At 61.3% G+C, this 15,339-nt stretch carries 12 protein-coding genes; 11 read left to right on the top strand and 1 reads right to left on the bottom strand.

Annotation, left to right across the window (positions count from 1 at the left end; genetic code table 11):
- The first annotated feature begins 82 nt into the window (after positions 1 to 82).
- From dnaK to KU43P_RS23545, 7 genes are all read left to right on the top strand, one after another.
- Positions 83 to 2,008: a molecular chaperone DnaK gene (gene dnaK, locus KU43P_RS23575; RefSeq protein WP_317659916.1), complete on the top strand. Its 1,926-nt coding sequence runs from the start codon at positions 83 to 85 to the stop codon at positions 2,006 to 2,008.
- Positions 2,009 to 2,209: 201 nt separating this feature from the next.
- A complete protein-coding gene (gene dnaJ / locus KU43P_RS23570) occupies positions 2,210 to 3,334 on the top strand; it encodes a molecular chaperone DnaJ (protein WP_317659915.1) in 1,125 nt (374 codons plus the stop codon).
- Between the two features lie 13 nt (positions 3,335 to 3,347).
- Positions 3,348 to 4,151 (top strand): 4-hydroxy-tetrahydrodipicolinate reductase, encoded by an 804-nt coding sequence (gene dapB / locus KU43P_RS23565; protein ID WP_317659914.1) that lies wholly within the window; start codon positions 3,348 to 3,350, stop codon positions 4,149 to 4,151.
- A gap of 283 nt (positions 4,152 to 4,434) precedes the next feature.
- Positions 4,435 to 5,571: a glutamine-hydrolyzing carbamoyl-phosphate synthase small subunit gene (carA, locus tag KU43P_RS23560; protein WP_016391781.1), complete on the top strand. Its 1,137-nt coding sequence runs from the start codon at positions 4,435 to 4,437 to the stop codon at positions 5,569 to 5,571.
- A 105-nt stretch (positions 5,572 to 5,676) separates the two neighbouring features.
- Positions 5,677 to 8,898, top strand: a complete 3,222-nt coding sequence (carB, locus tag KU43P_RS23555; RefSeq protein WP_317659913.1) for a carbamoyl-phosphate synthase large subunit — start codon at positions 5,677 to 5,679, stop codon at positions 8,896 to 8,898.
- 2 nt (positions 8,899 to 8,900) lie between these two features.
- Positions 8,901 to 9,377: a transcription elongation factor GreA gene (greA, locus tag KU43P_RS23550; RefSeq protein WP_411567268.1), complete on the top strand. Its 477-nt coding sequence runs from the start codon at positions 8,901 to 8,903 to the stop codon at positions 9,375 to 9,377.
- Entirely contained in the window at positions 9,355 to 9,804 is a 450-nt protein-coding gene (locus KU43P_RS23545; protein WP_317659911.1) for an MFS transporter, read from the top strand. The genes greA and KU43P_RS23545 overlap by 23 nt, the downstream gene beginning before the upstream one ends.
- 130 nt (positions 9,805 to 9,934) lie before the next feature.
- Here KU43P_RS23545 and yhbY read toward each other — a convergent pair whose 3' ends face one another.
- On the bottom strand, positions 9,935 to 10,243 hold the full coding sequence (gene yhbY, locus KU43P_RS23540; protein WP_317659910.1) for a ribosome assembly RNA-binding protein YhbY: 309 nt from the start codon (positions 10,241 to 10,243) through the stop codon (positions 9,935 to 9,937).
- Positions 10,244 to 10,345: 102 nt separating this feature from the next.
- Between yhbY and rlmE the strand changes: the two genes are divergently transcribed.
- From rlmE to glmM, 4 genes are all read left to right on the top strand, one after another.
- Positions 10,346 to 10,972: a 23S rRNA (uridine(2552)-2'-O)-methyltransferase RlmE gene (rlmE, locus tag KU43P_RS23535; protein ID WP_317659909.1), complete on the top strand. Its 627-nt coding sequence runs from the start codon at positions 10,346 to 10,348 to the stop codon at positions 10,970 to 10,972.
- A gap of 201 nt (positions 10,973 to 11,173) precedes the next feature.
- Positions 11,174 to 13,078, top strand: a complete 1,905-nt coding sequence (ftsH, locus tag KU43P_RS23530; protein WP_317659908.1) for an ATP-dependent zinc metalloprotease FtsH — start codon at positions 11,174 to 11,176, stop codon at positions 13,076 to 13,078.
- Positions 13,079 to 13,086: 8 nt separating this feature from the next.
- Entirely contained in the window at positions 13,087 to 13,938 is an 852-nt protein-coding gene (folP, locus tag KU43P_RS23525) for a dihydropteroate synthase (RefSeq protein ID WP_317659907.1), read from the top strand.
- Between the two features lie 16 nt (positions 13,939 to 13,954).
- Positions 13,955 to 15,295 (top strand): phosphoglucosamine mutase, encoded by a 1,341-nt coding sequence (gene glmM, locus KU43P_RS23520; RefSeq protein ID WP_317659906.1) that lies wholly within the window; start codon positions 13,955 to 13,957, stop codon positions 15,293 to 15,295.
- Positions 15,296 to 15,339 lie beyond the last annotated feature (44 nt).

Below are 15,339 nucleotides of genomic sequence, written 5' to 3'. Positions count from 1 at the left end.
ATCTAGGTGTCAAGCGTTCAAGTATTACCGCAGTTGGCCAAAGTAGTCGCTGCCACCAAATTCAAGTTTCGGGAGAGTAAACATGGGCAAAATCATCGGTATCGACCTGGGGACCACCAACTCGTGCGTCTCCATTCTGGAAAACGGTAACGTCAAGGTCATCGAAAACGCCGAAGGCGCGCGTACCACCCCTTCGATCGTGGCCTACGCCAATGACGGCGAAATCCTGGTAGGTCAGTCGGCCAAGCGTCAGGCTGTCACCAACCCGCACAACACCCTGTTCGCAGTGAAGCGCCTGATTGGCCGCCGCTTCGAAGAAGACGTCGTGCAGAAAGACATCAAGCTGGTGCCGTACAAGATCGTCAAGGCGAACAATGGTGACGCCTGGGTCGAGGCTGCCGGCAAGGAAATGGCTCCGCCGCAGATCAGCGCCGAAGTCCTGAAGAAAATGAAGAAGACCGCCGAAGACTACCTCGGCGAGCCAGTGACCGAAGCGGTCATCACCGTTCCGGCCTACTTCAACGACAGCCAGCGTCAGGCTACCAAAGACGCCGGCCGCATCGCTGGCCTGGACGTCAAGCGCATCATCAACGAGCCGACCGCTGCTGCGCTGGCTTACGGCATGGACAAGGCCAAGGGCGACCACACCGTCATCGTTTATGACCTGGGTGGTGGTACCTTCGACGTTTCGGTCATCGAAATCGCCGAAGTCGACGGTGAGCACCAGTTCGAAGTACTGGCTACCAACGGCGACACCTTCCTGGGTGGCGAAGACTTCGACATGCGCCTGATCGACTACCTCGTCGACGAGTTCAAGAAAGAGTCGGGCATGGACCTGAAGAACGATCCACTGGCCCTGCAGCGTCTGAAAGAAGCTGCTGAAAAAGCCAAGATCGAGCTGTCGTCCGCTCAGTCGACCGATGTCAACCTGCCGTACATCACCGCAGATGCCACCGGTCCTAAGCACCTGAACGTGAAGATCTCCCGCGCCAAGCTGGAGTCGCTGGTCGAGGATCTGGTCAAACGTACCATCGAGCCTTGCCGCATCGCCCTGAAAGACGCCGGCATCGACGCCAGCAAGATCGACGACGTGATCCTGGTCGGCGGTCAGACCCGCATGCCGCTGGTGCAGAAAGAAGTTGCCGACTTCTTCGGTAAAGAAGCGCGCAAGGACGTCAACCCGGACGAAGCGGTCGCCATGGGTGCTGCCATCCAGGGTGCGGTACTGGCCGGTGACGTGAAAGACGTGCTGCTGCTGGACGTCAGCCCGCTGACCCTGGGTATCGAAACCATGGGTGGCGTGATGACCGCGCTGATCGAGAAGAACACCACCATTCCGACCAAGAAGTCGCAGGTGTTCTCGACTGCCGACGACAACCAGGGCGCCGTGACCATTCACGTGCTGCAAGGTGAGCGTAAGCAGGCTGCGCAGAACAAGTCGCTGGGCAAGTTCGACTTGGCTGACATTCCGCCAGCACCACGTGGTGTTCCACAGATCGAAGTGACCTTCGACATCGACGCCAACGGCATCCTGCACGTGGGTGCGAAAGACAAGGCTACTGGCAAGACCCAGTCGATCGTGATCAAGGCCAACTCCGGCCTGTCGGACGACGAAATCGAGCGCATGGTGCGTGACGCCGAGGCCAACGCCGAGGAAGACCGCAAGTTCGAAGAGCTGGCCGCTGCCCGTAACCAGGGTGACGCACTGGTTCACTCGACCCGCAAGATGGTCGCTGATGCCGGTGACAAGGTCACTGCCGAAGAGAAGACCGCGATCGAAGCGGCCGTGGTTGCCCTGGAAGCCGCTGTCAAAGGCGACGACAAGGCTGCCATCGACGCCAAGGTCGAGGAGCTGTCCAAGGTCTCCGCTCCGGTTGCCCAGAAGATGTACGCCGAGCAGTCGGCTGAACAGCCTCAGGGCGGCGCACAGCAGGCCGAGGCGGAAGCCAAGCACGACGACGTGGTTGACGCCGAGTTCGAAGAAGTAAAAGGCGACGACAAGAAGTAATCGTTGCATGTTGTCGGCCAGTTCACCGCCGTTTGGCGGTGAACTGGTAGGATGTCGCCGCGCGGGGGCTTGCTCCCGCGTTGGTGTGTCTGGAATACGAGAATTTTTACAGCATCTGTCAAAGCCTTCGGGGCGGCAGGTGCTGCGGCACAGCGCATAGCGCAGAGGTATGCCGAACGCCCTCAAGAGTGCAAATGACCTATGGCAAAGCGTGATTATTATGAGGTCCTGGGTGTCGAGCGTGGCGCCAGTGAAGGTGATCTCAAAAAGGCCTATCGCCGCCTGGCGATGAAGTACCACCCTGACCGCAACCCGGGTGACAAAGAGTCGGAAGAGCAGTTCAAGGAGGCCAACGAGGCCTACGAAGTGCTGTCCGATGCCAGCAAGCGTGCGGCATACGACCAATACGGTCATGCCGGCGTCGACCCGAGCATGGGTGGCGGTGGTGCTGGCTTCGGCGGCGCCAACTTCTCCGACATCTTCGGTGATGTCTTCAGCGATTTCTTCGGTGGCGGTCGCGGCGGTTCGCGTGGCGGCGCCCAGCGCGGCAGCGACCTGCGCTACACCCTGGAGCTGAACCTGGAAGAAGCGGTGCGTGGCACCACGGTCAATATCCGCGTTCCCACGCTGGTCAACTGCAAGCCTTGCGATGGCTCCGGTGCCAAGAAGGGTTCGACCCCGGCCACTTGCCCAACCTGCGGCGGTATCGGCCAGGTGCGCATGCAGCAGGGCTTCTTCTCGGTGCAGCAGACCTGCCCGCGCTGCCATGGCCAAGGCAAGATCATTACCGACCCTTGCGGCTCGTGCCACGGCGAAGGCCGTGTCGAGGAATACAAGACCCTGTCGGTCAAGGTGCCGGCTGGCGTCGATACCGGTGACCGCATCCGCCTGTCCGGCGAAGGCGAGGCGGGTACCCACGGTGGCCCCACTGGCGACCTGTATGTGGTGATCAACGTGCGCGAGCACGAGATCTTCCAGCGCGACGGCAAGCACTTGTATTGCGAAGTGCCGATCAGCTATACCGATGCCGCCCTGGGTGGCGAGCTGGAAGTGCCGACCCTCGATGGCCGTGTGAAGCTGAAGATCCCGGAAGGTACCCAGACCGGCAAGCAGTTCCGCTTGCGCGGCAAGGGCGTTGCCCCGGTGCGTGGTGGCGGAGCCGGTGATCTGCTGTGCCGCGTGGCGGTGGAAACGCCGGTCAACCTCAGCCGTCGCCAGCGCGAGCTGCTCGAAGAGCTGCGTGACTCGCTCGAAGGTGACAGCTCTCATTCGCCCAAGGCCAGTGGCTGGTTCGATGGCGTGAAGCGCTTCTTCGGCGATCTCTGATAAGGAATTGGCTATGCGACGTATTGCAGTGATGGGCGCGGCTGGGCGGATGGGCAAGACCCTCGTCGAGGCCGTGCAGCAAACCCCGGGTGCCGGGCTGACAGCAGCGATCGACCGCCCGGACAGTTCGCTGGTCGGGGCTGATGCTGGTGAGTTGGCGGCCCTCGGTCGCATCGGCGTACTGCTGTCCGATGACCTGGCTAAGGTTGCCGACGAATTCGACGTGCTGATCGACTTCACTCACCCTTCGGTGACGTTGAAGAACCTGGCATTCTGCCGCAAGCACGGCAAGGCGATGGTCATCGGCACCACCGGTTTCACTGTCGAGGAGAAACAGTTGCTGGTCGAGGCGGGCAAGGACATCCCGATCGTGTTCGCCGCCAACTTCAGTGTCGGTGTCAACCTCAGCCTCAAGCTGCTGGACATGGCGGCGCGAGTGCTGGGTGATGATGTCGACATCGAGATCATCGAGGCGCACCACCGGCACAAGGTCGATGCGCCGTCGGGTACTGCGCTGCGCATGGGTGAAGTGGTTGCCAATGCGCTGGGGCGTGACCTGCAGGAAGTGGCGGTCTATGGCCGTGAAGGCCAGACCGGTGCGCGCGATCGCAAGACCATCGGCTTCGCCACCGTGCGTGCCGGCGATGTGGTCGGTGACCACACCGTACTGTTCGCCGCTGAAGGCGAGCGTTTGGAGATCACTCACAAGGCGTCCAGCCGCATGACCTTTGCCAAGGGTGCCGTGCGTGCGGCGCAGTGGCTGGATGGTCGTGAGCCTGGCCTGTACGACATGCAGGACGTGCTGGAGCTGCGCTGATCCTTGTGGCCCTATCGCCGGCAAGGTGCTGCGGGGCTTTCTGTGGGAGCCGGCTTGCCGGCGATGGGGTGCGAAGCACCCCCTGTCGCATTCATGTGTTTTAGAGACACATCTACGGTAGACCCAAAACGCACTTTTCTGTAAGCTACAGCTTTAGTGTGTCCACTAAAAGCGCGCAGCGAATTGAATTCAGCACATGAAAGCGGGGTGACGTGTCCATACGTCACTCCGCTTTTTTGCAACCTGCGATCGCCCTTTCATGCTTGATTTACGGGAGGTCTTCTTGACAAAGCCAGCCATACTCGCCCTTGCCGACGGCAGTATTTTTCGCGGTGAAGCCATTGGTGCCGACGGTCAAACCGTTGGTGAGGTGGTATTCAACACCGCTATGACCGGCTACCAGGAAATCCTTACAGACCCTTCCTACGCGCAGCAAATCGTTACCCTGACCTACCCGCACATCGGCAACACCGGCACCACGCCGGAAGACGCCGAGTCGAACCGCGTCTGGTCCGCTGGCCTGGTCATCCGTGACCTGCCGCTGCTGGCCAGCAACTGGCGTAACACCCAGTCGCTGCCTGAGTACCTCAAGGCCAACAACGTCGTCGCCATCGCTGGCATCGATACCCGCCGCCTGACCCGTATCCTGCGTGAAAAGGGCGCCCAGAACGGCTGCATCCTCGCCGGTGACAACATCAGCGAAGAAGCCGCCATCGCTGCTGCCCGTGGTTTCCCGGGCCTGAAAGGCATGGACCTGGCCAAGGTCGTTTCCACCAAGGAACGCTACGAGTGGCGCTCCAGCGTGTGGGAACTGAAAACCGACAGCCACCCGACCATCGAAGCTGCTGACCTGCCGTACCACGTGGTCGCCTTCGACTACGGCGTCAAGCTGAACATCCTGCGCATGCTGGTGGCCCGTGGCTGCCGCGTGACCGTGGTGCCGGCCCAGACCCCGGCCAGCGAAGTGCTGGCACTCAACCCGGACGGCGTGTTCCTGTCCAACGGCCCTGGTGATCCTGAGCCATGCGACTACGCGATCCAGGCGATCAAGGAAATCCTTGAAACCGAAATCCCGGTGTTCGGCATCTGCCTCGGCCACCAGCTGCTGGCCCTGGCTTCCGGCGCCAAGACCGTGAAAATGGGCCATGGTCACCACGGTGCCAACCACCCGGTCCAGGATCTGGACACCGGTGTGGTCATGATCACCAGCCAGAACCACGGCTTCGCCGTCGACGAAGCGACCCTGCCGGGCAATGTTCGCGCCATCCACAAGTCGCTGTTCGACGGTACCCTGCAGGGCATCGAGCGCACCGACAAGAGCGCGTTCAGCTTCCAGGGCCACCCTGAAGCGAGCCCTGGCCCGACCGACGTCGCGCCGCTGTTCGATCGTTTCACCGATGCCATGGCCAAGCGCCGCTGAGCATCCTGCTTCAAGGCCCCGGGCCGGCACCTGCCGCGCCCGGAAGCGCCTGACCCAGATTGTTCAAGGCGGCTTGCCGACTGACCCCGGATTTGAGTGACCACCATGCCAAAACGTACAGACATCAAAAGCATCCTGATTCTCGGCGCTGGCCCGATCGTGATCGGCCAGGCCTGCGAATTCGACTACTCCGGCGCCCAGGCCTGCAAGGCCCTGCGCGAGGAAGGTTTCCGCGTCATCCTGGTGAACTCCAACCCAGCCACCATCATGACCGACCCGGCCATGGCCGACGCCACCTACATCGAACCGATCAAGTGGCAGTCGGTGGCCAAGATCATCGAAAAAGAGCGCCCTGACGCGGTACTGCCGACCATGGGCGGCCAGACTGCGCTGAACTGCGCGCTGGACCTGGAGCGCCACGGCGTTCTGGAGAAGTTCGGCGTAGAGATGATCGGTGCCAACGCCGACACCATCGACAAGGCCGAAGACCGTTCGCGCTTCGACAAGGCCATGAAGGATATCGGCCTGGAGTGCCCGCGCTCCGGTATCGCCCACAGCATGGAAGAGGCCAATGCGGTCCTCGAGAAGCTCGGCTTCCCCTGCATCATCCGCCCGTCGTTCACCATGGGCGGCACTGGCGGCGGTATCGCCTACAACCGTGAAGAATTCGAAGAAATCTGCACCCGTGGTCTGGACCTGTCGCCGACCAAAGAGCTGCTGATCGACGAATCGCTGATCGGCTGGAAGGAATACGAGATGGAGGTGGTCCGCGACAAGAAGGACAACTGCATCATCGTCTGTTCGATCGAGAACTTCGACCCGATGGGCGTGCACACCGGTGACTCGATCACCGTTGCTCCGGCACAGACCCTGACCGACAAGGAATACCAGATCATGCGCAACGCCTCGCTGGCGGTGCTGCGTGAGATTGGTGTGGAAACCGGCGGCTCCAACGTGCAGTTCGGTATCTGCCCGAACACTGGCCGCATGGTCGTGATCGAGATGAACCCACGCGTTTCGCGTTCCTCGGCTCTGGCTTCCAAGGCTACCGGCTTCCCGATCGCCAAGATCGCCGCCAAGCTGGCCATTGGTTACACCCTCGACGAACTGCAGAACGACATCACCGGCGGCCGTACCCCAGCCTCCTTCGAGCCGTCGATCGACTACGTCGTCACCAAGCTGCCACGCTTCGCCTTCGAGAAATTCCCGAAAGCCGACGCCCGCCTGACCACCCAGATGAAATCCGTGGGTGAAGTCATGGCCATCGGCCGTACCTTCCAGGAATCCCTGCAGAAAGCCCTGCGCGGCCTGGAAGTCGGTGCCTGCGGCCTCGATCCGAAAGTCGACCTGGCCAGCCCTGAAGCTGCCGGCATCCTCAAGCGCGAGCTGACCGTTCCAGGCGCCGAGCGTATCTGGTACGTGGCCGACGCCATGCGTTCGGGCATGACCTGCGAAGAGATCTTCGCCCTGACGGGTATCGACATGTGGTTCCTGGTTCAGATGGAAGATCTGATCAAGGAAGAAGAGAAGGTCAAGACCCTGGCCCTGTCGGCTATCGACAAGGACTACATGCTGCGCCTCAAGCGCAAGGGCTTCTCGGACCAGCGCCTGGCCAAGCTGCTCGGCATCACCGACAAGAACCTGCGTCGTCACCGCCACAAGCTGGAAGTGTTCCCGGTGTACAAGCGCGTCGACACCTGCGCCGCCGAGTTCGCCACCGACACCGCCTACCTGTACTCGACCTACGAGGAAGAGTGCGAGGCCAACCCGTCGACCCGCGACAAGATCATGATCCTGGGTGGCGGCCCGAACCGTATCGGCCAAGGCATCGAGTTCGACTACTGCTGCGTGCACGCGGCCCTGGCGCTGCGTGAAGACGGCTACGAGACCATCATGGTCAACTGCAACCCGGAAACCGTCTCCACCGACTACGACACCTCCGACCGCCTGTACTTCGAGCCACTGACCCTGGAAGACGTGCTGGAAGTCTGCCGCGTCGAGAAGCCGAAAGGCGTCATCGTCCACTACGGCGGCCAGACCCCGCTGAAACTGGCTCGCGCCCTGGAAGAGGCCGGCGTACCGATCATCGGTACCAGCCCGGACGCCATCGACCGTGCCGAAGACCGTGAGCGCTTCCAGCAGATGGTTCAACGCCTGAACCTGCTGCAGCCGCCAAACGCCACCGTTCGCAGCGAAGACGAAGCCATCCGCGCCGCCGGCGACATCGGCTACCCGCTGGTGGTGCGCCCATCCTACGTGCTGGGCGGTCGTGCCATGGAGATCGTCTACGAGCTGGACGAGCTCAAGCGCTACCTGCGTGAGGCGGTACAGGTGTCCAACGACAGCCCCGTGCTGCTCGACCACTTCCTCAACTGCGCCATCGAGATGGATGTGGATGCGGTCTGCGACGGCACCGACGTGGTGATCGGCGCGATCATGCAGCACATCGAACAGGCTGGTGTTCACTCCGGTGACTCCGCGTGCTCCCTGCCGCCGTACTCCCTGAGCAAGGAAGTACAGGACGAAGTGCGCGTCCAGGTGCGCAAGATGGCCTTGGAGCTGGGTGTTGTAGGCCTGATGAACGTGCAGCTGGCCCTGCAGGGCGACAAGATCTACGTGATCGAAGTCAACCCGCGTGCATCGCGTACCGTGCCATTCGTGTCCAAGTGCATCGGCACCTCCCTGGCGATGATCGCGGCCCGCGTCATGGCCGGCAAAACCTTGAAAGAACTGGGCTTCACCCAGGAAATCATCCCGAACTTCTACAGCGTGAAGGAAGCGGTCTTCCCGTTCGCCAAGTTCCCAGGGGTTGACCCGATCCTCGGCCCTGAGATGAAATCCACCGGTGAAGTCATGGGTGTCGGCGACAGCTTCGGTGAAGCCTTCGCCAAAGCTCAGATGGGTGCCAGTGAAGTGCTGCCGACCGGCGGTACCGCGTTCATCAGCGTGCGTGACGACGACAAGCCACAAGTGGCTGGCGTTGCTCGCGACCTGATCGCCCTGGGCTTTGAAGTGGTTGCAACTGCAGGTACCGCCAAGGTGATCGAAGCGGCTGGCCTGAAAGTGCGCCGTGTGAACAAAGTGACCGAGGGTCGCCCGCACGTGGTCGACATGATCAAGAACGACGAAGTGTCGCTGATCATCAACACCACCGAAGGTCGTCAATCGATCGCCGATTCCTACTCGATTCGTCGCAATGCGTTGCAGCACAAGATCTACTGCACCACGACCATTGCGGCTGGTGAAGCCATCTGCGAAGCGCTGAAATTCGGCCCTGAAAAGACCGTTCGTCGCTTGCAGGATCTGCATGCAGGACTCAAAGCATGAGCATTACCAAGTACCCGATGACCGTCCAGGGCGCTCGCGCCCTGGAAGAGGAGCTCCAGTTCCTGAGCAAGACCGAACGTCCGCGCCTGAGTCAGGCAATTGGTGAGGCGCGCGAGCTGGGCGACCTCAAGGAAAACGCCGAATACCATGCTGCCCGAGAAGAGCAGGGCATGGTCGAGGCGCGTATCCGTGATATCGAAGGCCGTCTGCAGAACTCGGTAGTGATCGATGTGACCACTATCCCTCACACTGGCAAGGTCATTTTCGGCACCACCGTGGTGCTGGCCAATACCGAAACCGATGAAAAGGTGACCTACCAGATCGTCGGCGAGGATGAAGCTGACGTGAAGCAGGGCAAGCTCTCGAGCGGTGCACCGATTGCCCGTGCCATCATCGGCAAGGAAGAAGGTGATACGGTCGTCGTCAAGACGCCGAGCGGCACGGTCGAGTACGAGATTGTCGAAGTCAAGCACATCTGACCGGCGCCTTCGGGCGCCATCCCTCGAGGGGATCCTCTGGCAGCTGGCCCAGGTGTTCTGGGTCGGTGGCCTGTGGGTGTTCCATGTGGGGTTGGTGCCGGCGCTCAAGGTCAGTGGCTTGGCACCCTTGCTGGTACAGGACATCGCCGGGCAGATCGACCGTTGGTTGATTGGTGTGGCGTTGCTCGGGTTGCTGACGCAGTTGGCGGTACTGGCGAAGGTCGACGGCGTGTCTGCCTGGTGGCGGCAATTCCGTGGCCAGATGCTGTTGCTTGGCCTGGCGGCCTGTGTGGGGTACTACACCTTGCGCTACGGCATATCGGTTGGCGAGCGCTGGCAGATGTTCTGCTTCCTGGTGCTGGGCTTCTCCGGCATCGTGCTGGTGGCCCAACCGGTACCGGTCAGGGCGCGCAAGGCGCGCCACTGACAGGGCGGCATGGTGCTTCTGTGGGAGCCGGCTTGCCGGCGATGAAGGCGCCGCGGTGCCTGGCACCGGCTATGCCGGTGATCGCCGGCAAGCCGGCTCCCACAAAGGCTGTGCAACAACTCCGATGCCGTTACTTGTAACGGTGGATGTTCGACAGCTGCTTGTTCGGCTGTGGGTTCTTGCGGTAGATCAGCGCCTTCTTGCCGATGGTCTGAACCAGTTCGGCACGGCCGGCCTTGCACAGTTCGGCAATAGTGGCTGCACGTTCTTCGCGATCTTCCGAGCGAATCTCGACCTTGATCAGCTCATGGTCAGCCAGTGCGCGCTCGAGCTCGGCGATCACGCCTTCATTCAAACCGTTGCCTGCAACGATCAGGACCGGCTTCAGGTCATGACCAATGGACTTGTATTGCTTCTTCTGCTCGTTATTGAGCGGCATAATCTGACCCTTTCCGTCTGATTCTGTAAAATTGACGGGCATTTTACCCGAGGGCCTGTGGCTCCGCCCAGTCAAACACGACGCATATCATCGAGGTGCCCCGTGGTACAACGTTCCAAAAGCAGCGCTAACTGGCTGCGAGAGCATTTTAACGACCCTTTTGTTAAGCAGGCGCAGAAGGACGGCTATCGTTCGCGTGCGAGCTACAAGCTGCTTGAGATCCAGGAAAAAGACCGCCTGATCCGTCCTGGCATGAGCGTGATCGACCTTGGTGCGGCCCCGGGCGGGTGGTCGCAGGTGACCAGTCGTCTGATTGGTGGCCAGGGGCGGTTGATCGCTTCCGACATCCTGGAAATGGACTCGATCCCCGATGTGACCTTCATCCAGGGCGACTTCACCCAGGATGAAGTGCTGCAGCAGATTCTCCAGGCAGTCGGCGATTCGCACGTAGACCTTGTGATTTCCGATATGGCCCCCAATATGAGTGGTACGCCTGCGGTGGACATGCCGCGTGCCATGTTCCTCTGTGAGCTGGCTCTGGATCTGGCGACCCGCGTGCTCAAGCCCGGCGGCGACTTCCTGATCAAGATCTTCCAGGGCGAAGGCTTCGATGTATACCTCAAGGACGTGCGCAGCAAGTTCGACAAGGTGCAGATGCGCAAGCCGTCGTCGTCGCGGGATCGCTCCCGCGAACAATACCTGCTGGCCAGGGGTTACAAAGGGGCATGAGGCGTTATGCGGGGTGGCCGATAGTTATTTCCAATTGGCTGCCCCGTCTGGATTGTCCGAACTTCGTGTAGTCTAGCTTTCACAAAGGGTTACAGACGGTGCCTGCGGATGCGTAGGTAATGTAGTAAGTTAGGGCGATGAATATCATGCGAGGCACGGCTGCGTCGTGCGCCGGCCTCAGAGGGTAGCGAATTGAACGACATGGCAAAGAATCTGATCCTGTGGTTGATCATCGCAGCTGTCCTGGTGACAGTGATGAACAACTTCTCCAGCCCTAACGAGCCGCAGACCCTCAACTATTCCGACTTCATCCAGCAGGTCAAGGATGGCAAGGTCGAGCGTGTGACCGTCGACGGCTACATCATTACCGGCAAGCGCGCCGACGGCGATAACTTCAAGACCGTGCGCCCGGCCATCACCGACAACGGTCTGATCGGCGATCTGGTCGACAACCACGTGGTCGTCGAAGGCAAGCAGCCTGAGCAGCAGAGCATCTGGACGCAACTGCTGGTCGCGAGCTTCCCGATCCTGGTGATCATTGCCGTGTTCATGTTCTTCATGCGCCAGATGCAAGGTGGCGCGGGCGGCAAGGGCGGGCCGATGAGTTTCGGCAAGAGCAAGGCACGCCTGCTGTCCGAGGATCAGGTCAAGACCACCCTGGCTGACGTCGCTGGTTGCGACGAGGCCAAGGAAGAGGTTGGCGAGCTGGTCGAGTTCCTGCGCGACCCTGGCAAGTTCCAGCGCCTGGGCGGTCGCATTCCGCGTGGCGTGCTGATGGTCGGCCCGCCCGGTACCGGTAAGACCCTGTTGGCCAAGGCCATTGCCGGTGAGGCCAAGGTACCGTTCTTCACCATTTCCGGTTCCGACTTCGTGGAAATGTTCGTCGGTGTGGGCGCCAGCCGTGTGCGCGACATGTTCGAGCAAGCCAAGAAGCACGCGCCGTGCATCATCTTCATCGACGAGATCGATGCCGTGGGTCGCCATCGTGGCGCGGGCATGGGCGGCGGTCACGACGAGCGCGAACAAACCCTCAACCAGCTGCTGGTAGAGATGGATGGTTTCGAAATGAACGATGGCATCATCGTCATTGCCGCCACCAACCGTCCAGACGTGCTCGATCCGGCGCTGCTGCGTCCTGGTCGCTTCGACCGCCAGGTTGTGGTGGGCCTGCCGGACATCCGTGGTCGCGAGCAGATCCTCAAAGTGCACATGCGCAAGGTGCCGGTCGGCGAAAACGTCAACCCGGCGGTAATCGCCCGTGGTACTCCCGGCTTCTCCGGTGCCGACCTGGCCAACCTGGTCAACGAGGCTTCGCTGTTCGCCGCTCGCTCCAACAAGCGCCTGGTCGAGATGAAAGAGTTCGAGCTGGCCAAGGACAAGATCATGATGGGCGCAGAGCGCAAAACCATGGTCATGTCCGAGAAAGAGAAACAGAACACCGCTTACCACGAGGCTGGCCACGCCATCGTTGGGCGCCTGGTGCCTGAGCACGACCCGGTGTACAAGGTTTCGATCATTCCGCGCGGTCGCGCCCTGGGTGTGACCATGTTCCTGCCCGAGGAAGACCGTTACAGCCTGTCCAAGCGTGCACTGATCAGCCAGATCTGCTCGCTGTACGGTGGCCGTATCGCCGAAGAGATGACCCTGGGCTTCGACGGCGTCACCACCGGTGCCTCCAACGACATCATGCGGGCCAGCCAGATCGCCCGTAATATGGTCACCAAGTGGGGCCTGTCCGAGAAGCTCGGCCCGCTGATGTACGCGGAAGAGGAGGGCGAGGTGTTCCTCGGCCGTAGCGCCGGCAGCCAGCATGCCAGCGTTTCCGGCGAAACCGCCAAGCTGATCGACTCGGAAGTGCGCAGCATCATCGACCAGTGCTATGCCACGGCCAAGCAGCTGCTGACCGACAACCGCGACAAGCTCGACGCCATGGCCGAAGCGCTGATGAAGTACGAGACCATCGATGCCGAGCAGATCGACGACATCATGTCTGGCCGCACTCCACGCGAACCGCGTGACTGGGATGACGACAAGACTTCGGGCACGCCTGCTGCCCAGAATGATCGTCCGGAGTCGCCGATTGGCGGCCCAGCGGCTCAACACTAAGGGCATCTATGAGTTCGAAGCTGTACCCGACCCGGTTGCCTTGCGGCAATCGGGTTCTTGATTTGTCCCGTACCCATGTCATGGGTATTCTCAATATCACTCCCGACTCCTTCTCCGATGGCGGGCGCTTCAGTCAGCGAGACGAAGCGTTGCGCCATGCCGAAGCCATGGTCGCTGCCGGTGCGACGCTGATCGACATCGGTGGCGAGTCGACTCGCCCTGGTGCTCGTGCGGTGTCCGTGACCGAGGAGCTCGAACGCGTGGCGCCGATGGTCGAGGCAATCAACAGTCGCCTCGATGTAGTCATCTCGGTCGATACCTCCACGCCTGCCGTCATTCGCGAATCTGCCCGGCTTGGTGCCGGGCTGATCAATGACGTGCGTGCACTGGAGCGCGATGGAGCCCTGGACGCCGCTGCGGATACGGGTTTGCCGGTGTGCCTGATGCACATGCGAGGTGAGCCCGGGAACATGCAGGATGACCCTCATTACGAGGATGTCACCGCGGATGTAACGCGTTATCTTGAACAGCGTATGGCGGCATGCGCGGCGGCGGGTATCGATGCGCAGCGCATCATCCTCGATCCGGGCTTCGGCTTTGCCAAGACGCTGGCTCACAACTTGAGCCTGTTCAAGCATATGGAGGCGCTTTATCGCCTCGGTCGCCCACTGTTGGTGGGCGTTTCACGCAAGAGCATGATCGGCCTGACGCTGGATCGTCCGGTCGGTGAGCGGCTGTACGGCAGCCTGGCACTGGCGGCACTGGCCATGACCAAGGGGGCCAGTATCCTGCGCGTCCATGATGTGGCCGAAACCGTCGATGTCGTACGTATGATTGCTGCAGTACAGAACGCCGAATAAGAACATTGGAGTCCCTATGAGCAGAAAATACTTTGGTACCGACGGCATTCGTGGCCGCGTCGGCGAATACCCGATCACTCCGGACTTCATGCTGAAACTGGGCTGGGCGGCGGGCATGGCCTTCCGCAAGCAGGGCAGTTGCCGTGTGCTGGTAGGCAAGGACACACGTATTTCTGGCTACATGTTCGAATCGGCCCTCGAAGCTGGCCTTTCCGCAGCCGGCGCTGACGTGTTGTTGCTCGGCCCCATGCCGACCCCCGCAATCGCCTACCTTACCCGCACCTTCCATGCCGAGGCTGGCATTGTCATCAGCGCGTCGCACAACCCGCACGATGACAACGGTATCAAGTTCTTTTCGGGCCAGGGCACCAAGCTGCCGGACGAAGTCGAGCTGATGATCGAGGAGCTGCTCGACCAGCCGATGACCGTGGTCGAGTCCAGCAAGCTGGGCAAGGTTTCTCGCATCAACGACGCCGCTGGCCGGTACATCGAGTTCTGCAAGAGCAGTGTGCCGAGCAGCACCAGTTTCGATGGTCTCAAGCTGGTGGTCGACTGCGCCCATGGCGCCACCTACAAGGTCGCGCCAAGCGTGTTCCGCGAGCTGGGTGCTGATGTGACGGTGCTGCATGCGCAGCCCGATGGCCTGAATATCAACGAAGGCTGTGGCTCGACCCACATCGAGTCCCTGCAGGCCGCGGTTCTGGTTGGCCATGCCGACCTGGGCATTGCCTTCGATGGCGACGGCGATCGTGTGCTGATGGTCGATCATACCGGTGCGATCGTCGATGGAGACGAGCTGCTGTTCATCATTGCCCGTGACCTGCACGAGCGCGGCAAGCTGCAAGGCGGTGTGGTAGGTACGCTGATGAGCAACCTGGGCCTGGAACTGGCGCTCAAGGATCTGGATATCCCGTTCGTGCGGGCCAAGGTCGGCGATCGCTACGTCATGGCCGAGCTGCTCGAGCGCGACTGGCTGGTGGGTGGGGAGAATTCCGGTCACGTGGTGTGCTGCAATCACACCACCACTGGCGATGCGATCATTGCCGCGCTGCAGGTGCTGATGGCGCTCAAACGTCGTGGTGACACCCTTGCACAGGCGCGTCAGGCCTTGCGCAAGTGCCCGCAGGTGTTGATCAACGTGCGCTACGGCGCAAGCAAGGTCGACCCGCTGGAGCACCCGGCAGTCAAGGAGGCCAGTGCCAAGGTTACCGAGGACATGGCGGGGCGCGGGCGGGTGCTGCTGCGCAAATCCGGCACCGAGCCATTGGTGCGTGTGATGGTCGAAGGTGACGACGAAAACCAGGTGCGCACGCACGCCGAGGCCCTGGCCAAACTGGTCGCAGAAGTTTGTATCTGAAAGAGGCTTGCCAGCGCAGATCGGGTTGGGTAAGATCTGCGCCC

It is taken from the genome of Pseudomonas sp. KU43P (assembly GCF_033095865.1).
In the GTDB taxonomy this organism is placed as follows: domain Bacteria; phylum Pseudomonadota; class Gammaproteobacteria; order Pseudomonadales; family Pseudomonadaceae; genus Aquipseudomonas.
The sequence above is the reverse complement of the archived record's forward strand: the minus strand, read 5'-3'. Positions and strand labels throughout refer to the sequence as shown.